This is a genomic window from Streptomyces sp. NPDC020917 (assembly GCF_044333795.1).
GTDB lineage: Bacteria > Actinomycetota > Actinomycetes > Streptomycetales > Streptomycetaceae > Actinacidiphila.
The window spans coordinates 57,291-77,844 of the sequence record NZ_JBIRRR010000027.1 but is presented as its reverse complement, the minus strand read 5'-3'; the positions used below and the strand labels follow the sequence as shown (position 1 = coordinate 77,844).

The following is a 20,554-nucleotide window of genomic DNA, read 5'->3' as shown; positions in this document are numbered from 1 at the left end:
CCCCGTGGCGCGGCCGGCCCCCCCCCCCCCCGGGGGGGCCCCCCCCCCCCCGCGCCCCCCCCCGGGGGCCCCCCCGGGCCCCCCCCCGGGGGGGCCGCGGCTCTCGTAAGGGAGGGGCGCAGACGCGCGCCGGCGGGGGGAAGTACTGGCCGGAGCGGTCCGGGCCCCGCCCGGGTCCGGGTGGGTCAGCCCTGGTGGACGAAGCGCGCCGTCACCGCGATGGTCGCGCGGTCCTTGACCATGCCCCACTTGTTCCAGGTCATCGCGTACGTGCTGCGGGAGATGGGCACCTCGGCGGTGAGCGTGGCGGCCTCGGGGGTCGCGTCGCTGATCCGCGCGGTGAAGGTCAGCGGGTGCGTGATGCCGCGGACCGTGAGGTCGCCCGCCACCTCGACGCTGTCGCTGCCGGCCGGGGACACCGAACGGGCGGTGAAGACCACCTGCGGGTGGTTGTCGACGTCGAAGAAGTCGTCGGTGCGCAGGTGCGCGTCACGCTTCGCGTGGGCGCTGTCCAGCGAGGCCGCCTGGATCGTCAGCGTGCCCTGCGCGCCGCCGCCGGACAGGACCTCGCCGTCGCCGGAGATCTCCTTGAAGGTGCCCTTGACGGTCTCCATGCCCCAGAACGACCCGCAACGGAAGTCGACCGAGGAACTCGCGGGGTCCAGGGTCCAGCGCCCCGCGGTCGCCGCGGTGGCGGGGTGGGGGGCGTGCTGGGTGGTGCCGGTGGTGTCGGGCATTGCTTGGTCCTTCCCTCGGCGCGGGCGGTGCCGCTACCGCCTTGGAGCAGTATGGTTACAAGGATAAATACGGTACCAGATATTAGGTAGCCAGATATTAGCTCGCCAGCGAGATGGTTACCGGGAGGTTATCCTGGTGCCATAGCACGCTTTCCCCCACCAGGGCGGGTACTCACAGCGCGACCAGCGAAGACGGGAGCACACGGGATGACGGGACCAGTACAGCCGGACGAGGCGGCGGCGACGTACGGGGTCGCCGAAGGTCTCGTGTACGACGTCGACCTGGCCCCCAGTCACGCGGAGATCGCCCTGCTCCAGCAGTGGCACAACCTGCACTCCGGCGTGAAGCGCCTCAACTCCAACCTGTTGGCCGACGTCCAGGTGGAGAACGACCTCGCCCCGTCCTCCTTCCAGGCCCTGATGTTCCTCATCACCGCCCCCGGCCAGGCCGCGCCCATGAACCAGCTCGCCCAGGCGCTCGACTTCTCCACCGCCGGGACCACCAAGGTGGTGGACCGGCTCGCCGAGGCCGGGCTCGTGGAGCGCCGCCCCTCCGGTTCCGACCGGCGCGTCACCTACACCGCGCTCACCACCGCGGGCGCCGAGCGGGTGCTCGCCGCCTCCCGCACCCTGGCCAGGGTGCTGCGGACCCGTGTCGTCGAGCCGCTCGGCGAGGAGCTGTTCGGCACCGTCACGGACGCGGTCACCTCGGTCGACCCCGCGCCGGGCCCCTGCTGAGACGTTCCTCCGGCACGGCCCGAGCGATGCCGGTGGTACCGGTGTGACGAATTCGCCGCCCTGGGCGCTGTGTGGTGTAGGACCGCGCGCCTGAGGGCGGTGCGCGGTCCCCTCTGCGGCAGGAGCGCGAAAGCGAAGGCAGGTGGCATGCGGGATCCGTCGGCGACGCGGCAGCGCACAGCGGCAGGCACCCCTTTGCGCGGGCGGGGCCGGCGGTGACGGTCCCGGCCGTCGCGGCGCTCCACCCGGTGGCGGGCCCGGCCCGCGCGGACGGCGGCACGCGGCGCCGGACGCGGCCCGACGACGGCTGGCTCGGCCGTACGGTGGTCCGTGCCCGCAGCGGCGACGAGGCCGCGTTCTGCGACGTCTACCGCGCGGTGCAGCCGATGCTGCTGCGCTACGTCCGTGGCATCGTCGGGGACGACGCGGACGACGTCGCCTCCGAGGCGTGGCACGACATCGTGCGGGACCTGGCCACCTTCCGTGGCGACGGCGACGCCTTCCGCGGCTGGGCCGCGACCATCGCCCGGCACCGCGCGCTGGACCACCTGCGGCGGGCCGGGAAGCGCCCGCGCACCACCGCGCTCGACGCCGTCCCCGCCGAGCCGGCGCCCGCGCCGGACTCCGCCGGTGTGGCGCTGGAGAACCTGTCCACCGCGGACGCCCTCGCCCTGGTCGCCGGGCTGCCGCCGGACCAGGCCGGGGCGGTGCTGCTGCGGGTGGTGATCGGGCTGAGCGGGCCGGCCGCCGCAGCCGTCCTCGGCAAGCGCCCCGGCGCGGTGCGCACGGCCGCGCACCGCGGCCTGCGGCGGCTCGCCGAGCAACTCGCCCAGGGCCCGGCCGTCCCGCCCCCCGGCGCCCCCGGCGCCCCCGGCGCCCCCGGCGCCTGACCGGACCGCGGTCCCGTCGTCCGCCGCGTCCCCGCCCCGCCCTTCGCCCGTCCGATCCCGGTCGCGTGCCGCGGCCGGTGCCCGGTCCGGGCCGTCCCTGCGCGCCGGTGCCGGAGGCCCTCCCGGGCCTTGGTTCCGGGCGGCCCGCGGCGGAATCGACCTTGGAAAACCGGGAGCACATGCAGGTCGTGTCCATGATCGGGCAGAGTGGGACTCATGTTGCCCGAGATCCCATCGATGGACGATCCGCATGTGCGCCATCTGCGCCGATTGTTCCTCGCGGTCGTCACGGGAAGCTTCCTGTTCCTGATCCCGTGGATCGCCTACCTGTCGGTGAGCCTGCCGTCGCACCACGAGGTGAACCAGTGGCGGCTTGCCTGGGTCGGGTTCGACGGCGCCCTGATCGCCGCGATCGGGGTGACCGCGCTCTGCGCGTGGCGGCGGCGGCAGATCTTCATCCCGTGGGCGATAGTGACGGCCACGCTGCTGTGCTGCGACGCCTGGTTCGACATCGTGCTCGACTGGAACAGCGACGAGCTGATCGGCTCGGTCATCACCGCGGTCGTCGCGGAACTCCCGCTGGCCTTCCTGCTGTTGTACGTGGCACGGAAGGTGCTGCGGCTGACCGTCACCATTGCGTGGGAGCAGGCCGGCCGCAGCGGGCCGGTACCGCCGCTGTCCCGGCTGTCGCTGCTGGTGCTCCACGACGACGAGGAGGGGCCGCCGCGGGGCGAGGACGCCGAGGACGGTACGGTCACGGATCGCGCGGCGGATCGCAGCACCGACCGCACCGCGCACGACCCGGATGCCGGCCGCGAGGACACCGACAGGGAGTACAACGATGACCACCGCCACCGCCCGCCCCGCCGATCGGCCTGAGGACGCAGCTTCGACCTACGACGTGCTGGTGGTCGGCGGGACGGGCATCGACACGATCGTGCGGGTCGATGAACTGACCCTGCCGGGCGGGGACTCCCTCGGTGTGCCGCCGATCCGGGACTACGTGGCGCACACCGGGAACGGGGTGGCGCTCGGCTTCCACGCGCTGGGCCTGGCCACCAAGTTCGTGGACTTCCTCGGGGACGACGCGCAGGGCCGGATGATCCTGGAGCGGTACGCCGCGGCGGGCCTCGACTTCAGCCATCTGCCCGCGCCCGGCGGCACCCCGCGCAGCGTCAACCTGGTGGACCGGGCAGGGCGGCGGTTCTCCTTCTTCGACGGCCGCCACCCCGAGGACCTGCGGCTGCCCCGCGACTTCTACCTGCCGTTCCTCAGCCGCGCCCGCCATGTGCACGTGTCGCGCTCGCAGCTGGCCCAGGACGTGTTCGCGGACGCCGCCCGCCTCGGGTGCGGCATCTCCACCGACCTGCACGCCTGGGATGGTGAGGACCCCTCCGCGCACCCGTGGGCGTACGGCGCCGACCTGGTGTTCCTCAGCGCCGCGCATACCAGGGAGCGCACCCCCGCGGTGATGCGGCAGATCCTGGCGCACGGGCGGGCCGCGCTGGTGGTCGCCACCGACGGCGCCGCGGGCTGCCTCGTGCTGGAACGCGGCGGCCACGAGCCCCGGCGGTTCCCCACGGTCGTCCCCGAGCGGCCGGTGGTGGACAGCAACGGCGCGGGCGACGCGTTCCTGACCGGCTTCCTGCACGCCCGGTTCCGCGGCGCGGACCTGGACGAGTGCGTGCTCGCCGGATCGGTGTCGGGGGCGTACGCGTGCGGCAGCCACGGCACCCACGAGGAGGTCATCAGCGCGGCGGCGCTGGAGTCCGCCCTCTCCCGGGCCCGCTGGGCCGCGGACCTCCCGGGAGTCGGGGACGCCGGGGACGCCGGGGACGCCGGCGGCGCGGACCGGGCCGGCCGCTACAGCTAGCCGGCCTCGATCCGCCGGACCGCGGTGTCCAGGGCGGCGTCCCGCGAGGCGTACACCTCGCACACCGGGACGCCGCTGGGCGTGCGGGTGTGGTCGATCTCCCACAGGCTCAGCTCGGTGCCGTCCAGCAGCAGGAAGGCATGCTCGTACAGCGCCCAGGAGACCAGGCGGCCCGCGACGACGGCGCTGCGCCGGGTCACGATGCTGATGTCGTGCCCGATGGCGCCGCGCAGCCGGGCCAGCACCTCCGGACCCGGCGCGCCCGGGTTCGCGGCGCGGCGCAGCAGCCGCCAGGCGTGCTCGGGCGAGTCGCCCTCGGGGTACGCCCGGCGCAGCAGTTCGTGGGCGGGCGCCTCCGGCGGGTCGGGCACCGCGGCCGGCGGCAGCTTGCCGGGGCCCAGGGGCAGGCCGAACGCCGCGTCGACGTCCCACTCGGCGAGCGCCAGGTCCTCGCGGTCGACGAAGACCGCGTGCTCCACGTCCCCGCCCGGCCCGGTGTTGTGCTCCAGCTCCCACACCACCCGCACGCCGCCGTCCGGCAGCAGGAAGCTGTGCCGGAACGTGCGGCGGTCCAGCCGCCGCGGCGGGCCCTTGGTGTGCCGGCAGGACTGCAGGCCGCAGTGGTGCATCAGTGCCGACCGCACCGCCGCCAACTGCCGTGCCGTCCGGGCGCCGTTGGACGCGCGGTCCAGCAGACCGGCGAGCTGTTCCGTCGGGCTGCCGCCCGACCGCGCGACATGCGACCCCAGCGGCCCCGCGGGCTCAGCGTCCATAAGGCCCTCCCGGCTCCCTCGGCGTCCAGTCCACCTGCCGGCGACTCAGGGTAGTAGCGCGGTCGCCGATTGCACCCGCGTTCCGGAGGATTTCCCGGCGCACTCCGCCACCCCATGCGCCCCCCGGGCCCGGGAGCAGGCAGGACGCCGACGGGGGCGGTCGCGGGCGTCAGCAGTGCCCGTCGGTGCCGGGCCCGGAGCCGGAGCCGGTCGGGGACTGCGGGCCGGGGAACGGCGTGCCGCAGCGGGCGCAGGCGGCGGCCGCCGGGTCCTCGCGCATCGCCCCGCACTCGTCGCAGACCCGCTCCAGCCAGCAGACCGGGTCACCGCCCTCGGTGACGCCGTGGGGCCCGCCGTCGTCGGGGAGCCGCTGCTCGCCGGTCATGATGCCTCCGCTGTCTCCTCGGGGTGCCGGCGGTCGCGCCGCCGCTCTCCATCCTGGACCTGAACGTCCTGCCGTGCGGCCTCGTGCGCCTTCGCCTCGTCCCAGCGGTTCATCGCGCGGCGCAGCGACCGGGATTCGGCGAAACCGAGCCGGGCGGCCCGCGCCTGCGGCCCGGTCTCCGACGGATGCAGGCCCGCGGCCTGGTCGCGGCGCACCGCGTCGAGCTCGGCGCGCCAGGTGGTGCCGGACTCGCCGAGCCGCCGCTGCAGGGTCCGCGGGCTGACCGCCAGCCGCCGTGCCGCCTCGGCCAGCGACGGCCTGCCGTCGGGGAGTTGGCCGGCGATCACCTCCCGGAGGCCGGGCACGGCCGGCGTTCCGGCCTGGTGCGGCGCCGACAGGGCGGCGGCCGTCCGCCGGATGATGGCGGCGAGCGCGGGGTCGGCGGTCACCAGCGGCCGTTCCAGGTCGCCGCGGTGCAGGGTCAGCGCATCCTGCCCGGCGCCGAACTCGATCTGCGCCGACCCGAACGCGGCGCGGTATCCGTCCGCCCGGCTCGGCGCGCGGTGCGCGAACGACACCCGCAGCGGGGAGAACGCGGTCCCGGTGGTGTGCCGCAGTTGCGCCGTCACCACGGCGAGCGCGAACTCCGCGACCACGCCGCGCAGTTCCTCGTCGCCGTGCCGCACGGCATAGGTGACGGTGATCTCGTCGCCGCACTCCTCGGTGGTCAGCAGGGAGTTGCTGCTGACCAGGTGCACGTTGGCCGAGGCGTGCGCCAGGCCCTCGCCGAGGGTGGCCGCGGTGCTCAGCAGGTAGTCGAACAGGTCGAGCATGCCCGGCCGGTAGCCGGTGGCGGCGTGCAACCCGGCGTCCCGGCGCCCGCTGCGGGCCACCACCGCGCCCCACAGCCGGTAGGTGTGCGCCGACGGGGTGCGGGCGGTCTCCGGCGCGGTCAGCACGCGCGGCAGCCCCGCCGCCCGGACGAGGCCCTCCGCCTCGTGCCGTCCGCGGGACGACGCGGTGGCGATGAACCGCGGCACCACGATGCTCTCGGTGTACACCGGCACCGGTGCGGGACCTGCGGTCCCCGCGTCCGGCCGGTCGTTGCGGGCATCGGCGGTCGGCTGGGCGGGCGGCATCCCCGGACACCTCCGGCGGTCGGGCGGCACGGCGCCGCGGAGCCGGCCGGGTGCCGTGGGGTGGTCCTGCAGCCTACGCGGTGACATGGCGCGTTCTGTCCCGTGGGTGGCACGTTCCGACCTGGAATCGTCTTTCGGTCCGGTGGATGATCAGGTTACGGCGCGTCGCCGCGCGCCGCTGCCGCCCGCACGGGGGTCACGGGGGAGTGGCGGGACGGGCGGGGGAGAGCCGGTGCGGGCCACAGCCGTCCGCACCGGCTCCCGGCAGCGCGGCCCGGCGCGTCAGTCCTGCGGGTCGAGCCAGTGGGCCCGGCCGATGCTGATGATCCGCATCCTCAACCGGGCGGCGTGCGCGACGCGTTCGAGCGCCGCGACGTCGTCGGCGGGTACGTCGAGGAAAGCCGCGGCGGTCATCACCATGTGGTCGACGTAGAGTTCGGCCAGCACCCGCAGGTCGTCCGGCGACCAGCCGGCCGACGCCGGCTGCACGGCCAGGCCGGCGGCCACCTCGTCCGCGAATCCGTGGAGTTCGGCCGCGATCGCCTCGCGCACCGCCTGCACGCCGCCGTACCGCTCGCGGGCGATGAACCGGATGTGCGGCCGGTGGCGGGCGACGTACTCCGCCGTGATGGCGACCGTGCGGTCGATGATGTCCGCGGAGTCGGTGGTCTCGGCCATCACCGCCCGGATGACCGCGTGCAGGCTGCCCAGCGACTCGCCGACCAGGGCGACCCCCAGGTCCGCCATGTCAGGGAAGTGCCGGTAGAACGCGGCCGGCGAGACGCCGACCTCCCGGGTCAGCTCGCGCAGTCCCAGGCTGCTGAGGTTCTGGTGTTCGAGCAGCCGCAACCCGGCGTCCAGCAGGGCCTGGCGGGTCTGCTGCTTCTGCGCCTGGCGGACCCCGGAAGTGTGACTCATGTCATTCAGTAAACAACCGTTCGCCGACTTTCGCCACCGTAGACTGAAGAAGTCAGTGAACAACTGTCATCCGAAACCTCAACTCCTCGGAGGTGCAGTCGATATGAGTCTCGTCGTCCTCCTGGTCGGCATGGGCGTCCTGATGGGCGCCGCGGCCCACACCTCGCTCACCGTCTTCACCGTCGCGGCCTGCGCGATCGGCTTCTGGCTGGTCGGCTTCGCGGTCCGCGAGCGCGTCGGCCGCCACCGCGGCTGACCCGAGCAGCCGCGGTACCCGGTACGTCCCCTCACCGTCCGCGCACCATGACCGTTCCCGGAAGGAACACCGTGAACTCCGCCGCCACCCCGGTCGCGACCGGAACACCGGCCGCGCGCTCCACCACCCGCGACGCCGACGGCATGGCCGTCGCCTCGTTCCTGCTCGGCGTGCCGGGCCTGCTCGTCCTCAACCTGGTGCTCGGCCCTGCCGCCATCGTGCTGGCCGCCGTCGCCCTCGCCCGCGGCACGACCCGCCGCGGACGCGCCCTGCTGGGCCTGGTCCTGGGCGTGGCCGACCTGGCCGTGATGGTCGCCGTCACCGTCGCCAACCACGGCGTGATCTGGTCCTTCAGCTGAACCGGCCCGGGCGCTCGCCCGGGCCGATCCTCTTCCGTTGCGGCCGCGCCGCTCAGCTCAGGTCGATGCCCGGGTACAGCGGGAAGCCCGCCAGCAGGTCCGCCGCGCGGTGGGCGACCTGGTCGGCCACCGCGGCGTCCAGCACGTGGTGGGCCTTCGACAGGCCGCCCTTGGGCGCCGATGCCGCCGACGTGGCCGCCAGCACCGTGTCGATCAGCCCGGCGATCTCGTCCATCTCCGCCGCGCCGAGGCCGCGGGTGGTCAGCGCCGGGGTACCGATCCGGATGCCGGAGGTGTACCAGGCGCCATTCGGGTCCTGCGGGATCGCGTTGCGGTTGGTGACGACGCCCGCCTCCAGCAGCGCCGCCTCCGCCTGGCGGCCCGTCAGGCCGTAACCGGAGACGTCGATCAGCACCAGGTGGTTGTCGGTGCCGCCGGTGACCAGCCGCGCGCCGCGCTTGAGCAGGCCCTCGGCCAGCGCCCGCGCGTTGTCCACGATCGCCTGCGCGTAGCCCGCGAACTCCGGGCGCGCCGCCTCCGCGAGCGCCACCGCCTTCGCCGCCATCACGTGCGGCAGCGGGCCGCCGAGCACCATCGGGCAGCCGCGGTCGACGTGCTCGGCCAGTTCCGCGTCGCACATCACCAGTCCGCCGCGCGGGCCGCGCAGCGACTTGTGCGTGGTGGTCGTGACGATGTTGGCGTGCGGCACCGGGTCGAAGTCGCCGGTCAGCACCTTGCCCGCGACCAGGCCCGCGAAGTGCGCCATGTCGACCATCAGCGTGGCGCCGACCTCGTCGGCGATCTCGCGCATGATCCGGAAGTTGACCAGCCGCGGGTACGCCGAGTAGCCCGCCACGATGATCAGCGGCCGGAACTCGCGGGCGGTCGCCCGCAGCGCCTCGTAGTCCAGCAGACCGGTCTGCGGGTCGGTGCCGTAGCTGCGCTGGTCGAACATCTTGCCGGAGATGTTGGGCCGGAAGCCGTGCGTGAGGTGGCCGCCGGCGTCCAGCGACATGCCGAGCATCCGCTGGTTGCCGAAGTCCGCCCGCAACTGCGCCCAGTCCTGCTCGGTCAGCTCGTTGACCTGCCGCACGCCGGCCTTGGCCAGCGCCGGGCTCTCCACCCGCTGGGAGAGCACCGCCCAGAACGCGACCAGGTTGGCGTCGATGCCCGAGTGCGGCTGCGCGTAGGCGTGCGCGGCGCCGAAGACGCTGCGCGCGTGCTCGGCGGCGAGCGCCTCGACGGTGTCCACGTTGCGGCAGCCGGCGTAGAAGCGACGGCCGACCGTGCCCTCCGCGTACTTGTCGCTGAACCAGTTGCCCATGGCCAGCAGCACGGCGGGGGAGGCGTAGTTCTCGCTGGCGATCAGCTTGAGCATCTCGCGCTGGTCGGCCAGTTCCTGGGCGATGGCGTCGGCCACCCGCGGTTCCACGGCGCGGACGACGTCCAGGGCGCTGCGGAAGGCGACCGACTCGGTGCTGTAGGGGCTCGCTGCGGACTCTGCCATGGCAGTCCTCCGGGTTCGGCATCGGGACGGCCCAGGCGCACGGCACTTCGGTGGTGGAGACGAGCCGCTCCCCGATGGTTGACCCCATCCCAGCGCGCCAGTCACGGCTCGTCGCCACCATAGCAACGCCCGGACCAGGGCGGCGACCGGTTCCGCTCCTCGGGACGGCCCCTGTGGACGGCGGAAAACGGGTGTTTGGATGGGGGGTGAGAAGGGGCCTCCGGCGTGCGGGGGCCGTGACCGATCGAGAGACCGGCCAAGAACACGCGAGCCACCGTCTGGAGACCCATGGACACGACCGCCCCGCCCGTCAGCACCCGCGTGAGCGCCGGCACCGGGGTGATCACCCTGGACCGGCCGGGCGCCCTCAACGCGCTGGACCTGACCATGGTGCGGCTGATGACCGAGGCGCTGGAGCGCTGGCGGCACGACGACGCCGTCCGCTCCGTGCTCGTGGTCAGCACCTCGCCCAAGGCGTTCTGCGCCGGCGGCGACATCCGGGCGATGCGCGACGCCGGGCTGCGCGGCGACGACACCGCCGTCACCGCCTACTTCTCCGCCGAGTACGCGCTCAACGCGCTGATCGCCGGCTATCCCAAGCCCTACACCGCGCTGGTCGACGGCTACGCGATGGGCGGCGGTCTGGGCATCTCGGTGCACGGCTCGGCCAGGGTGGTGACCGAGTGCGCGGCGCTCGCCATGCCGGAGAGTGCGATCGGCTTCTTCCCCGACATCGGCGCCAGCCACTTCCTGCCGCGGCTGCCCGGCGCGGTCGGCTGGTACCTGGGGCTGACCGGCGAGCGGATCTCCGGCGCGGCGGCCGTCGAGTGCGGGCTGGCCACCCACTACGTGCCCGCCGCCGACCTGCCCGCCCTGCAGGACGCGCTGACCGCCGCGCCCGGTGACCCGGAGCCGGTGCTGCGGCGTTACGCCGCGCCCGCGCCCGCGTCGGAGCTGGCCCCCCACCGCGCGGCGATCGCCCGCTGCTTCGACGCCCCCGACCTGGCCTCCGTCGGCGCCCGGCTGGCGGCCGAGGAGGCCGACCGCGACTGGGCCCAGGAGACGCTCGGCGTGCTGCGCCGGGCCTCCCCGATGAGCCTGCGGATCACCTTCGAGGTGCTGCGGGCCGGCGCGGACGACACCCTGGCGGGCTGCCTGGCGCGTGAGCTGGAGCTGGCCAAGAAGACGGCCCGCGAGCCGGACTTCCATGAAGGCGTGCGCGCCCTCCTGGTCGACAAGGACCGCAATCCCTCCTGGTCGGAGCAAGGGTCCGCCATTATATGAGATACGGGTTTCATGATGCGGACGCACCGGCGTAGCGTGACGGCACAACCCGCTCTCCATCGGCGGGATCTGACGACGCGTGCCGGACGACGGAGTGCCGGACGATTGGAGTGCCATGCCCCGCGAGTGGGACGCCACGACGTACGACTCCCTGCCGCTGCCGCACCTCGGCTGGGGGCGGTGCACCCTCGACCGGCTCCCGCTGCGGGGTGACGAGCGGGTGCTGGACGCGGGCTGCGGCACCGGGCGGGACACCGCGGGGCTGCTGGACCGGCTGCCGTCCGGCGGCGTCGTCGCGCTGGACGGCTCGGTCCGCATGCTGGAGCAGCTGCGGGAGCGGCTGGCCGGCCGGCTGGACCGCGTCGAGGTGGTCCGCGCCGACCTGACCGCGCCGCCGCTGCCGTTCGACGGCGAGGTCGACGCGGTGTTCAGCGTGGCCGCCTTCCACTGGATCGACGACCACGACGCGCTCTTCCGCACCCTGGCCGCCCGGATGCGGCCCGGGGCGCGGCTGGTCAGCGACTGCGGCGGCCGCGGCAACATCGCGGCGGTCAACGCGGCCGTCGCCCAGGTGCGCGGCACCGCCCCCGGGGGCTGGGAGTTCGCGGGCGTCGAGGACACCCGCCGCCGGCTGGCGGACGCCGGCTTCACCGACGTCGAGGTGGCGCTGCGGCCCGATCCCGCCCGCTTCGAGCCCGGCGAGCAGCTGGAGTCCTTCCTGGCCACCGTCATCCTGGGGGCCGAGCTGGACGGGATGCCGGAGGACGAGCACGAGCCGTTCGTGAAGGCGGTCGCCGGGCGGCTGGCCGAGCCGGTGGTGGACTACGTGCGGCTGGAGATCGCGGCCACCAGGGCCGCCTGAGCCCGGGGCCGGCGGCGTGGCGGGAGCCGCGCCGCCGACCGCTCCGGCCGCCCGGTGCCGGCCCGCCCAGGAGGCCCGGCTGGTGGGCGGGGGGATGCGTCCGGGCTGAACCGGTTGAGCGCCCGGGGGTGCCGGGTTCCGCCCTCCCCGTGCCGCGGCCGGTGCCGCGTTGTTACGGTGTGCCGCATGAGCCCGCTCAAACGCCCCACCATCGCCGACATCGCCGCGGCCGCCGGCGTCTCCAAAGGCGCGGTGTCCTATGCCCTCAACGGCAAGGCGGGCGTCTCGGCCCAGACCCGCGAGCGCGTCCTGGAGATCGCCGCGCGGATGGGCTGGCACCCCAGCAGCGCGGCCCGCGCGCTGTCGGACGGGCGGTCCGGCGCGATCGGCCTGGTGGTGGACCGGCCCGCCTGGGTCCTGGGCATCGAGCCGTTCTTCATGCAGTTCATCTCCGGCGTCGAGGCCGGGCTCGCGGCCACCGGCACCGCGCTGCTGCTGCAGGTCACCGAGGACGCCGGTGCCGAGGAGGCCGCGTACCGCCGCTGGTGGGGCGAGCGCCGGGTGGACGGCGTCCTGCTGGTGGACCTGCGGGACGACGACCCGCGGATCGCGCTGCTCTCCGAACTCGGCCTGCCCGCCGTGGTGGTGGGCCACGCGGCCGGCGCCGAGGGCGTGCCGTCGGTGTGGATCGACGACGGCGCGGCGGTCCGTGAGACGCTCGCCTACCTGGTGGCGATGGGGCACCGCAGGATCGCCCGGGTCGCCGGGCCCGCGCACTTCGTGCACACCCGCGAGCGCGGCGAGGTCTTCGACGCCTGCGCCGCCGAACTCGGGCTGCCCGGCGTGGAATGCGTGTACACCGACTACTCCGGCGAGGACGGCGCCCGGGCCACCCGCCGCCTGCTGTCCGGCCCCGCACGGCCGACCGCGATCGTGTTCGACAACGACGTGATGACGGTCGCCGCGCTCAGCGTCGCCCAGGAGATGGGCGTGTCGGTACCCGGTGAACTGTCGCTGACCGCCTGGGACGACAGCGAGCTGTGCCGGCTGGTGCACCCGGCGCTCACCGCGGTCAGCCGGCGCGTCCCCGAGCACGGCCGCAGCGCCGCCGCCGCGCTGCTCTCCCTGCTGGACGGCGCCGAGGTGCCCGACATCCAGCTGGACCCGCCGGTGCTCGTGCCGCGCGGCAGCACCGCGCCCGCCCCCCGCTGACCCCGGCGCCCCACACCACCTCACCTCACCCCACCCCTGCCCGCGGCCGCGTCCCCGGCGCAGGTCACCCTGCCCCGCCCTGCCCAAATGCCGCTGACACACAGGTGTTTCACGGTGTTTCAGTGCGGCGAACCCTGTGCGATGCCTTGACGGTGCTGGTGCGCCCGAGTTAAATCACGACACGATATAAGGCGTGAAACAAGTAGTGAAACAAGCGTGCAGACCCCCTCGCTGCACGGTCGTTCGCACGTCACGTCCTGACGCGGCATGTCAGGACCATGCCATTTTCCGAACCTCTGCCGAGAAAGGCAGCGACCATGAGCGCAGCACGTCGCCCCCGTGGGGGCAGAGCCCGCCTGCGACGCTCCACTGTCGGAGTGCTGGCGGCCGCGGCGGCCGCCATCGCCCCCGTCCTGGTCGACCCCTCCACCGCGCACGCCGCGGGCGAGAGCGTCCAGGTCTACCTGACCACCACCAGCGACTCCGGCGGCCGCAACGTCGTCCAGGGGCTGGCGCAGCAGGCCCCGGTCTCCTTCGCCTCCGGGACCGGCGGCTCCGGTGCCAACGTCACCGTCGACGAGGGCACCACGTACCAGCAGTTCACCGGCGCCGGCGCCTCGTTCACCGACACCGCCGCCTGGCTGATGAACTCTAGCGGCGCGCTGTCGGCCGCGACCCGCAACTCCGTGATGCAGAAGCTGTTCGACCCGGTCAACGGCATCGGGATCGACTTCCTGCGCAACCCCATGGGCGCCTCGGACCTCGCCCGCTACAGCTACACCTACGACGACATGCCGGCCGGCCAGACCGACCCGAGCCTGTCGCACTTCTCCATCGCCCACGACCAGGCCGACGTGCTCCCGCTGACCCTGCAGGCCAAGCAGCTCAACCCGAGCCTGAAGGTGATGGGGACCCCCTGGACCCCGCCGCCGTGGATGAAGGACAACGGCAGCTACGTCCAGGGCTGGCTGCAGTCCCAGTACTACGCGGCCTACGCGCAGTACTTCGTGAAGTACCTCCAGGCCTACCAGGCGGCCGGCGTGCCGGTCGACTACGTCACCGCGCAGAACGAGCCCACGGTCGGCGGGGACTACCCCGGCGCGCAGTGGAACGGCTCGGGCCTTGCGTACTTCACCAAGAACGACCTGCTGCCGGCGCTGCACGCGGCCGGCCTGTCCACCAAGGTGCTGGCGCTGGACTGGAACTGGGACTCCTACGACAGCTACGCCGCCCCCACGGTCAGCGACGCCTCGATCCGCAGCGACCCCAACTTCGGCGGCGTCGCCTGGCACGGCTACGGGGGCAACGTCTCGGAGCAGACCACGATCCACAACCAGTACCCGAGCCTCCCCGCCTTCGACACCGAGCACTCCGGTGGCACCTGGATCGGCAACCAGCAGAAGGAGGACATGGAGAACCTGATCGACTACACCCGCAACTGGGGCCAGAGCTGGGTCAAGTGGAGCCTCGCCGTCGACCAGGGCATGGGCCCGCACAACGGCGGCTGCGGCACCTGCACCGGCCTGATCACCGTGCACAACGGCGACAGCCGCAGCGGGCAGGTCGACTACACCGTCGAGTACTACACGATGGGCCACCTGACGAAGTTCGTGAAGCCGGGCGCCACCCGGATCGCGTCCACCGACAACTCCACCATCCGCAACGTCGCCTGGCGCAACCCGGACGGCTCCAAGGCGCTCATCGCCTACAACGAGTCCTCCTCCGCCCAGCAGTTGCGGGTCAACTGGGGCGACGAGAACTTCGCCTACACCCTGCCGGGCGGCGCGTCCGCGACGTTCACCTGGTCCGGCACCCAGAGCAACGGCGGCGGCGGGACCGGCCACACCGGCACCATCACCGGCTACGGCGGCAAGTGCGTGGACGTGGCCGGCGCGAGCAGCGCCAACGGCGCCGCGGTGCAGCTCTACGACTGCAACGGCACCGCAGCCCAGCAGTGGACCGCCTCCGGCACCACCCTCCAGGCGCTGGGCAAGTGCATGGACGTGACCTCCGCGGGCACGGCCAACGGCACCCAGGTGCAGCTGTACGACTGCAACGGCACCGGCTCGCAAGCGTGGACCCGCGGTGCCAACAACAGCCTGGTCAACCCGCAGTCGGGCAGATGCCTGGACGCGACGGGACCCAGTTCGGCCAACGGCACCCGGCTGCAGATCTGGGACTGCACCGGAGCGGCCAACCAGCAGTGGACGGCGCCCGCCGCCTGATCCACTGGCCCCGAGAACGGCCTCCGGGGGACCTCTCACCGCCGGACGGCCGCGCTGAAGGAAGCAGCCGCCGGTCCGTGTCCGCACGGGCCGGCGGCTCGCCGCCGCAACGGCCGGAACGGGCCGCACGGTACGTCAGGGTGATCCGCGGTACGCCGGGTTGACGGGTGACGGGCGCGTGCAACCGTTTCGTCGACGGATGTTCGGCTGACCGTTGAGCCATGTGGGCGTCTGCGGGTGGGAAGGGTTCTGACGTGCACCTACTCTGGCAGGACCGTCCCGTCCCCTCGCGGCGAGGAGTTCCCCGTGTCCATCGCTCGCAGCGAGAACGTCCTCTGGCAGCGCGGCTGGCTGCGCCCCTGGCTGCGGTCCGCGGCCGTCCTGCTGCCGCTGGTGGTCGTCGCGGCGGTGGTGGCGGGCAACTGGGAACTGATCGGCTCCAGCGCCGGCCGCCTCGGCGAGGCGGACCGCAAGTGGCTGGCCGGCTCGTGCCTGGCCGCGTTCCTGACCTGGGTGTGCTCGGCGACCGCCCAGCAGGGCGCCGTGGTGGAGCCGCTCCCGCCGGGACGGCTGCTGGCGACGCAGTTCGCGGCGTCCGCCGCCAACCACATCCTGCCGGCCGGCGTCGGCGGCAACGCGGTCAACCTGCGCTTCCTGCTGCGCCGCGGCCTGTCGCCGTCCCGCGCGGTGGGCGCGCTCGCGGTCCGCACCTGCGCCACGGTGACCGGCCGGCTGGTGCTGCTGGGGCTGGTGCTCGCCTTCTTCCCCGGCGCCCTGCACATCCGAAGGGTCATCGCGGGCGGATCCGTCGTGCCCGCCCACCCGCTGCTGCTCGTTGCCGCGGTCGCCCTGCTGCTCACCGGCGGGTACGTGGCGACGCGGTGCGCCCGCCGGCTGAGGGACCGGGCGCGCGCCTTCCTGGCCTCCGCGGCCACCGACGTGCGCGCGCTGCACCGCAACCGGGCCCGGGTCGCCGCCCTTTGGGGCGGCGGGCTGGCCTTCCCCGCCATGCACGCGCTGGTGGTCGTCATGGTGATGCGCGCGCTCCACTCCCCGGTCCCGGTGAGCGGCGTGGTGGCCGCGTACCTGTGCGCGAGCACGGCCGCCGGCTGGCTGCCCACCCCGGCCGGCCTCGGCTCGCTCGACGCGGCGCTCGCGCTCGCCCTGGTGACCGCCGGCGCACCGGCCGTGACCGCGACCTCCGCGGTCCTCGGATACCGCCTGGCCACCACCTGGCTGCCGCTGGTCCCGGGGGTCATGGTGCTGGCGGTGCTGGTGCGCCGCCGGGAACTTTAGGTACGGACCTTTGCCGGAAGTATTGACGGCCCTCGCCGGCCCGATTTAAATCACGTCCTGAACTAAGACGTGACGTAAGTCCCGTGCGGACGACCCGGGTTCACCGCCGACCTCCACCGGACGCCCCCGCCAAAAGGATGTCAGGGGCATGACTCTCTCTTACGCGACCGCACCGCCCCATCACATGTAACGCCCCGTCACATGCACCGCCGCACCGCCGCACCTCCGCTCCGGCCCACCCGCCGTACCCCCACCGAGGAGTCCCGTCGTGTCGGAACCAGCCACCACCCGGCGTAGCCGCCCCCGCCCGCTCGCCCTGTTCGCCTCCGCCCTGGCCGGCGGGATCGTCGTGGGGACCCTCGGCGTCACCCAGGCCGCCGGCGCCGATCCCGCCGGCGCGATCACCGGCTACGGCGGCAAGTGCGTCGACGTGGCCGCGGCCAGCAGCGCGAACGGCACCGCGGTGCAGCTCTACGACTGCAACGGCACCAACGCCCAGAACTGGACGGTCGGTTCCGACGGCACGCTGCGGGCGCTCGGCAAGTGCATGGACGTCACCGCGGCCGGCACCGCCAACGGCACCGTGGTGCAGCTCTACGACTGCAACGGCACCAACGCGCAGAAGTGGACCGCGAGCGCCGGGCAGTTGGTCAACACCGGCTCCGGCCGCTGCCTGGACGCCACCGGGCCCAGCTCCGCCAACGGCACCCGCCTGCAGATCTGGGACTGCACCGGCGGCGCCAACCAGAAGTGGACGCTGCCGACCGGCGGCACCACCCCGCCGCCCGGCGGGGGAGTGCAGGCCGTCGCGCCCTACCTCTACAACGGCTGGGGCAACCCACCCGACCCCACCACCGTCATGAACGCCACCGGCGTCAAGTGGTTCACCCTCGCCTTCGTGCTCAGCAACGGCTACTGCAACCCGCAGTGGGACGGCGGCCGGGCACTGACCGGCGGCGTCGACCAGAACACCATCACCAAGGTCCGGGCGGCCGGCGGCGACGTCGTCCCGTCGTTCGGCGGCTACAGCGGCAACAAGCTGGAGTCCTCCTGCTCCAGCGCCGGCGAACTCGCCGCCGCCTACCAGAAGGTGATCAGCGCGTACGGGCTCAAGGCCATCGACATCGACATCGAGGCCGACGCGTACAGCAACGGGACCGTCCAGCAGCGCACCGTCGACGCGCTCAAGACCGTCAAGGCCAACAACCCCGGGCTGACGGTGTACGTCACCATCGGCACCGGCCAGAGCGGCCCCGACACCAGCCTGATCAACCGGGCCGCCTCCTCCGGGCTGACCGTCGACGCCTGGACCATCATGCCGTTCGACTTCGGCGGCGCCGGCCAGAACATGGGCAACCTCACCACCCAGGCCGCCGAGGGCCTGAAGAACGCGCTGAAGAACGCCTACGGCTACAGCGACGACCAGGCGTACCGGCACAGCGGCATCTCGTCGATGAACGGCATCACCGACAACAACGAGACCGTCACCGTCAACGACTTCCGCACCATCCTCGCCTACGCCCAGGCCCACCACCTCGCCCGGCTGACCTTCTGGTCCGCCAACCGGGACCGGCCGTGCCCCGGCGCCTACCCGAACGACGACACCTGCTCCGGGGTGTCCCAGAACGCCTGGGACTTCACCCGGACCTTCGCCCAGTACGCCGGCTGAGACCCGGCAGGGCCCACCGGGGGAGGACTCTCCGCTCCCCGGCCGTGCAGCATGGTTCCCGCGATGCAACCATGCTGCGGCCGGGGAGCGGAGGTGCGTGCGGTGACAGGAACACCGAGCGGGGCGGGGACGGACGGCGGGACGGACGGCGGCGGCCGGGTCCTGGTGGTGGACGACGACGCGGCGATCCGCCGCTCGCTCGGCCGCGCGCTGCGGCTGCGCGGCTTCGCGGTGACCGAGGCGGCCGGCGGGGCCGCCGCCCTCGACCTGCTGGGTCGCACCCCGCCCGACGTCCTGGTGCTGGACATCTCCATGCCGGACGTCGACGGCATCGAGGTCTGCCGCACTCTGCGCGACGGCGGCAGCGACCTGCCCGTGCTGGTGCTGTCCGCGCTCGACGAGGTCGCCGACCGCGTCGCCGGGCTGCAGGCCGGCGCCGACGACTACCTGGTGAAGCCCTTCGCCCTGGAGGAGCTGGTGCTGCGGCTGCACGCGCTGCTGCGCCGGCGCCCGCCGCGCCCCGACGACCAGGTGCGCGCCTGCGGGCTGGTCCTCGACCCGGCCGCGCGCACCGCCGCACGCGACGGCGAACCGCTCGACCTGACCCGGCGCGAGTTCGAGCTGCTGGAAGTGCTCGCCCGCAACTCCGGCCTGGTCCTCACCCGCGACCAGCTGCTGGACCGCGTCTGGGGCTACGACTTCGACGTGCGCACCGACGCCGTCGACACCTTCGTCAGCTACCTGCGGCGCAAGCTGGAGGCCGGCGGCCGGCCGCGCATCCTGCACACCGTGCGCGGCGTCGGGTTCGTGCTGCGGCCCGCCGCCGGTACGGCACCCGGGGCCGCTGCGGCCGGAACGTCCGGAGGCGCGTCATGAGGCTGTCCACCCGCATCGCGCTGGCCGTCGGCGTCCTGGTGCCGCTGCTGGTCCTCGCCTCCGGCTGGATCATGGTCCGGCTGGTCAGCGGCGACGTGCACGCGCAGGGCGACGCGCACCTGCGCCAGCGGGCCGCGGCGGTGCTGCCGCAGGCCCGCAACCTGCTGCGCGCGATGGCCAACGACCGGCCGACGAGCGTCGAACAGGCAAGGGAGCGGCGGCTGTTCACCGCAGCTCTCGACGTCGGCATCCGGGTCGCCGGCCCCACCGGCACGGTGAGCGGGGGGCCGCAGCCAAGTGCGGCGGTCGTCCTGCCGCCCGCCGCCGGGACGTCGGGACCGGTCACCGTGCCCGACGGGAAGCGGAGTTGGCGCGTGCTCGCCGAACCGGTGTCGGTGACCCGCCCGGCCGCCGGCGGCACCCTGTGGGTGTTCGCGAGCGACACCGCCGGCCAGGCGCAGATCGGCCAGGTCCGCCGCCGGATCCTGACCGTGGCCGTGCTCACCGCGCCCGTCGCGGGCCTGGCCGCATGGGCCGCCGCGACCCGGTTCGCCCGCCCGCTGCTGGCCCTGCAGCGCCGCGCCGGCGGCATCGACCCGCGGGCCAGCGCGACCCGCCTGGACCACACCCCCACCCGCATCCCCGAGATCGACGACCTCGCGCACACCCTCCAGACCGTGCTGGCGCGCTACGACGAGCAGGCCGCCCGCACCGCCGAGGCGCTCGCCACCGCCCGCTCGTTCTCCGCCGCCGCCTCGCACGAACTGCGCACCCCGCTGATGAGCATGCGGATCAACCTCGACGTGCTGGACGGCACGCCCGAGCCCGGTCCGGGGGAACGCGCCGAGATCGTCGCCGACCTGCGCACCGAGCACGAGCGGCTGCTCGGGCTGCTGGTGATGCTGCGCACCCTCGCCCAGGGCGACCTCGTCGAGGCCGACGCCTTCACCCCCGTCGACCTGGCCGACCTGGTGGAGGCCGCGGTCACCGACCTGCGGCGGGACCGGCCGGACGCCCGGATCGCGCTCGACGGCGCGCCGGGCTGCGTGGTGCACGCCTGGCCGCCGGGGCTGCGCTCGGCCGTCGACAACCTGCTGGTCAACGCCGCGGTGCACGGCGCCGGTCCCGACGGCACCGCGCGGATCGAGGTGGTGCTGCGGCCGGGTACCGACCCCTCGTCGGTGTGCCTGACCGTCGCGGACCACGGCCCCGGCATCCCGGCCGCCGCCCGCGGCGCGATCTTCCAGCGGTTCCGCCGCGGCCCCGACAGCCCGGGCTCCGGCCTCGGACTCACCCTCGTCGCCCAGCAGATCGCCCTGCACGGCGGCACCGTCACGGTCACCGACCGCCCCGACGGCACGCCCGGCGCCCACGTGGCGGTCCACCTGCCGCGCCCGGCCGCCCCGCACGCGCTGCCCGCCCGCCGGGCCTGGCTGCCCGCACCGACCACCGCGCCCTGAACCCACCGCGTCAGAACCCAGTGCGCCCTCAACACCGCCCGGCGCCACAAGGTTTCCACAAAGAGGGTTCTTACCCTCCGGGACGAAGCGGCGCC

The 20,554-nt window shown here is 74.0% G+C and carries 20 protein-coding genes and 1 riboswitch; of the genes, 14 read left to right on the top strand and 6 right to left on the bottom strand.

Features of this window, described 5'->3' with window-relative positions; translation table 11 throughout:
• Positions 1 to 185: 185 nt before the first annotated feature.
• On the bottom strand, positions 186 to 737 hold the full coding sequence (locus tag ACH4TG_RS37265; RefSeq protein ID WP_398247127.1) for a YceI family protein: 552 nt from the start codon (positions 735 to 737) through the stop codon (positions 186 to 188).
• Between the two features lie 207 nt (positions 738 to 944).
• Between ACH4TG_RS37265 and ACH4TG_RS37260 the strand changes: the two genes are divergently transcribed.
• The 4 genes from ACH4TG_RS37260 to ACH4TG_RS37245 all read left to right on the top strand — a co-directional run bounded on the left by ACH4TG_RS37260 (position 945) and on the right by ACH4TG_RS37245 (position 4,238).
• Positions 945 to 1,475 (top strand): MarR family winged helix-turn-helix transcriptional regulator, encoded by a 531-nt coding sequence (locus ACH4TG_RS37260; RefSeq protein ID WP_398247126.1) that lies wholly within the window; start codon positions 945 to 947, stop codon positions 1,473 to 1,475.
• Positions 1,476 to 1,690: 215 nt separating this feature from the next.
• Positions 1,691 to 2,365, top strand: coding sequence for an RNA polymerase sigma factor (locus ACH4TG_RS37255; RefSeq protein ID WP_398247125.1), 675 nt, complete (start codon positions 1,691 to 1,693; stop codon positions 2,363 to 2,365).
• A gap of 216 nt (positions 2,366 to 2,581) precedes the next feature.
• Positions 2,582 to 3,244, top strand: a complete 663-nt coding sequence (locus tag ACH4TG_RS37250; protein WP_398247124.1) for a hypothetical protein — start codon at positions 2,582 to 2,584, stop codon at positions 3,242 to 3,244.
• Complete coding sequence (locus ACH4TG_RS37245) at positions 3,207 to 4,238, top strand: carbohydrate kinase family protein (protein WP_398247123.1); 1,032 nt, start codon at positions 3,207 to 3,209, stop codon at positions 4,236 to 4,238. Before ACH4TG_RS37250 ends, ACH4TG_RS37245 begins: the two co-directional genes overlap by 38 nt.
• On the opposite strand, the gene ACH4TG_RS37240 is transcribed toward ACH4TG_RS37245, so the two are convergent.
• The 4 genes from ACH4TG_RS37240 to ACH4TG_RS37225 form a co-directional block, all read right to left on the bottom strand.
• The gene (locus ACH4TG_RS37240) at positions 4,235 to 5,011 is read right to left on the bottom strand and encodes a DUF6227 family protein (RefSeq protein ID WP_398247122.1); all 777 of its coding nucleotides are present in this window, start codon (positions 5,009 to 5,011) and stop codon (positions 4,235 to 4,237) included. The genes ACH4TG_RS37245 and ACH4TG_RS37240 overlap by 4 nt on opposite strands.
• Before the next feature lie 169 nt (positions 5,012 to 5,180).
• Positions 5,181 to 5,396, bottom strand: coding sequence for a hypothetical protein (locus ACH4TG_RS37235; protein WP_398247121.1), 216 nt, complete (start codon positions 5,394 to 5,396; stop codon positions 5,181 to 5,183).
• Positions 5,393 to 6,535 carry an AraC family transcriptional regulator ligand-binding domain-containing protein gene (locus ACH4TG_RS37230; RefSeq protein ID WP_398247120.1) on the bottom strand — a complete coding sequence of 381 codons (1,143 nt, stop codon included), beginning with the start codon at positions 6,533 to 6,535 and terminating at the stop codon, positions 5,393 to 5,395. Before ACH4TG_RS37230 ends, ACH4TG_RS37235 begins: the two co-directional genes overlap by 4 nt.
• Before the next feature lie 282 nt (positions 6,536 to 6,817).
• Positions 6,818 to 7,453: a TetR family transcriptional regulator gene (locus ACH4TG_RS37225; protein ID WP_398247119.1), complete on the bottom strand. Its 636-nt coding sequence runs from the start codon at positions 7,451 to 7,453 to the stop codon at positions 6,818 to 6,820.
• A gap of 103 nt (positions 7,454 to 7,556) precedes the next feature.
• Here ACH4TG_RS37225 and ACH4TG_RS37220 point away from each other — a divergent pair, with 103 nt between their 5' ends.
• Together ACH4TG_RS37220 and ACH4TG_RS37215 are read left to right on the top strand one after the other, a co-directional pair.
• Positions 7,557 to 7,709, top strand: coding sequence for a hypothetical protein (locus ACH4TG_RS37220; RefSeq protein ID WP_398247118.1), 153 nt, complete (start codon positions 7,557 to 7,559; stop codon positions 7,707 to 7,709).
• Positions 7,710 to 7,756: 47 nt separating this feature from the next.
• The gene (locus ACH4TG_RS37215; protein WP_398247117.1) at positions 7,757 to 8,068 is read left to right on the top strand and encodes a DUF4190 domain-containing protein; all 312 of its coding nucleotides are present in this window, start codon (positions 7,757 to 7,759) and stop codon (positions 8,066 to 8,068) included.
• Between the two features lie 52 nt (positions 8,069 to 8,120).
• On the opposite strand, the gene ACH4TG_RS37210 is transcribed toward ACH4TG_RS37215, so the two are convergent.
• The gene (locus tag ACH4TG_RS37210) at positions 8,121 to 9,575 is read right to left on the bottom strand and encodes a glycine hydroxymethyltransferase (RefSeq protein WP_398247116.1); all 1,455 of its coding nucleotides are present in this window, start codon (positions 9,573 to 9,575) and stop codon (positions 8,121 to 8,123) included.
• Positions 9,576 to 9,597: 22 nt separating this feature from the next.
• Positions 9,598 to 9,690, bottom strand: a riboswitch (ZMP/ZTP riboswitch).
• 173 nt (positions 9,691 to 9,863) lie between these two features.
• Between ACH4TG_RS37210 and ACH4TG_RS37205 the strand changes: the two genes are divergently transcribed.
• The 8 genes from ACH4TG_RS37205 (at position 9,864) to ACH4TG_RS37170 (ending at position 20,459) form a co-directional block, all read left to right on the top strand.
• A complete protein-coding gene (locus tag ACH4TG_RS37205; protein WP_398247115.1) occupies positions 9,864 to 10,859 on the top strand; it encodes an enoyl-CoA hydratase/isomerase family protein in 996 nt (331 codons plus the stop codon).
• 115 nt (positions 10,860 to 10,974) lie between these two features.
• Positions 10,975 to 11,721 (top strand): class I SAM-dependent methyltransferase, encoded by a 747-nt coding sequence (locus tag ACH4TG_RS37200; protein ID WP_398247114.1) that lies wholly within the window; start codon positions 10,975 to 10,977, stop codon positions 11,719 to 11,721.
• 186 nt (positions 11,722 to 11,907) lie between these two features.
• Positions 11,908 to 12,933: a LacI family DNA-binding transcriptional regulator gene (locus ACH4TG_RS37195; protein ID WP_398247113.1), complete on the top strand. Its 1,026-nt coding sequence runs from the start codon at positions 11,908 to 11,910 to the stop codon at positions 12,931 to 12,933.
• 317 nt (positions 12,934 to 13,250) lie between these two features.
• A complete protein-coding gene (locus ACH4TG_RS37190) occupies positions 13,251 to 15,158 on the top strand; it encodes an RICIN domain-containing protein (RefSeq protein WP_398247112.1) in 1,908 nt (635 codons plus the stop codon).
• A 306-nt stretch (positions 15,159 to 15,464) separates the two neighbouring features.
• On the top strand, positions 15,465 to 16,454 hold the full coding sequence (locus ACH4TG_RS37185) for a YbhN family protein (protein ID WP_398247111.1): 990 nt from the start codon (positions 15,465 to 15,467) through the stop codon (positions 16,452 to 16,454).
• 268 nt (positions 16,455 to 16,722) lie between these two features.
• Positions 16,723 to 18,123 carry a ricin-type beta-trefoil lectin domain protein gene (locus ACH4TG_RS37180; RefSeq protein WP_398247110.1) on the top strand — a complete coding sequence of 467 codons (1,401 nt, stop codon included), beginning with the start codon at positions 16,723 to 16,725 and terminating at the stop codon, positions 18,121 to 18,123.
• A 102-nt stretch (positions 18,124 to 18,225) separates the two neighbouring features.
• Positions 18,226 to 18,999: a response regulator transcription factor gene (locus ACH4TG_RS37175; protein WP_398247109.1), complete on the top strand. Its 774-nt coding sequence runs from the start codon at positions 18,226 to 18,228 to the stop codon at positions 18,997 to 18,999.
• Positions 18,996 to 20,459 (top strand): sensor histidine kinase, encoded by a 1,464-nt coding sequence (locus ACH4TG_RS37170; protein ID WP_398247108.1) that lies wholly within the window; start codon positions 18,996 to 18,998, stop codon positions 20,457 to 20,459. Before ACH4TG_RS37175 ends, ACH4TG_RS37170 begins: the two co-directional genes overlap by 4 nt.
• The last annotated feature ends 95 nt before the right edge of the window (positions 20,460 to 20,554 follow it).

Excerpts from the sequence above, each read along its gene's own strand:
- ACH4TG_RS37230 (WP_398247120.1), bottom strand. The coding sequence starts at position 6,535 with ATGCCGCCCGCCCAGCCGACCGCCGATGCCCGCAACGACCGGCCGGAC.
- ACH4TG_RS37265 (WP_398247127.1), bottom strand. The coding sequence starts at position 737 with ATGCCCGACACCACCGGCACCACCCAGCACGCCCCCCACCCCGCCACC.
- ACH4TG_RS37225 (WP_398247119.1), bottom strand. The coding sequence starts at position 7,453 with ATGAGTCACACTTCCGGGGTCCGCCAGGCGCAGAAGCAGCAGACCCGC.
- ACH4TG_RS37240 (WP_398247122.1), bottom strand. The coding sequence starts at position 5,011 with ATGGACGCTGAGCCCGCGGGGCCGCTGGGGTCGCATGTCGCGCGGTCG.
- ACH4TG_RS37220 (WP_398247118.1), top strand. The coding sequence starts at position 7,557 with ATGAGTCTCGTCGTCCTCCTGGTCGGCATGGGCGTCCTGATGGGCGCC.
- ACH4TG_RS37210 (WP_398247116.1), bottom strand. The coding sequence starts at position 9,575 with ATGGCAGAGTCCGCAGCGAGCCCCTACAGCACCGAGTCGGTCGCCTTC.
- ACH4TG_RS37215 (WP_398247117.1), top strand. The coding sequence starts at position 7,757 with ATGACCGTTCCCGGAAGGAACACCGTGAACTCCGCCGCCACCCCGGTC.
- ACH4TG_RS37245 (WP_398247123.1), top strand. The coding sequence starts at position 3,207 with ATGACCACCGCCACCGCCCGCCCCGCCGATCGGCCTGAGGACGCAGCT.
- ACH4TG_RS37200 (WP_398247114.1), top strand. The coding sequence starts at position 10,975 with ATGCCCCGCGAGTGGGACGCCACGACGTACGACTCCCTGCCGCTGCCG.
- ACH4TG_RS37260 (WP_398247126.1), top strand. The coding sequence starts at position 945 with ATGACGGGACCAGTACAGCCGGACGAGGCGGCGGCGACGTACGGGGTC.
- ACH4TG_RS37205 (WP_398247115.1), top strand. The coding sequence starts at position 9,864 with ATGGACACGACCGCCCCGCCCGTCAGCACCCGCGTGAGCGCCGGCACC.
- ACH4TG_RS37170 (WP_398247108.1), top strand. The coding sequence starts at position 18,996 with ATGAGGCTGTCCACCCGCATCGCGCTGGCCGTCGGCGTCCTGGTGCCG.
- ACH4TG_RS37195 (WP_398247113.1), top strand. The coding sequence starts at position 11,908 with ATGAGCCCGCTCAAACGCCCCACCATCGCCGACATCGCCGCGGCCGCC.
- ACH4TG_RS37190 (WP_398247112.1), top strand. The coding sequence starts at position 13,251 with ATGAGCGCAGCACGTCGCCCCCGTGGGGGCAGAGCCCGCCTGCGACGC.
- ACH4TG_RS37235 (WP_398247121.1), bottom strand. The coding sequence starts at position 5,396 with ATGACCGGCGAGCAGCGGCTCCCCGACGACGGCGGGCCCCACGGCGTC.
- ACH4TG_RS37250 (WP_398247124.1), top strand. The coding sequence starts at position 2,582 with ATGTTGCCCGAGATCCCATCGATGGACGATCCGCATGTGCGCCATCTG.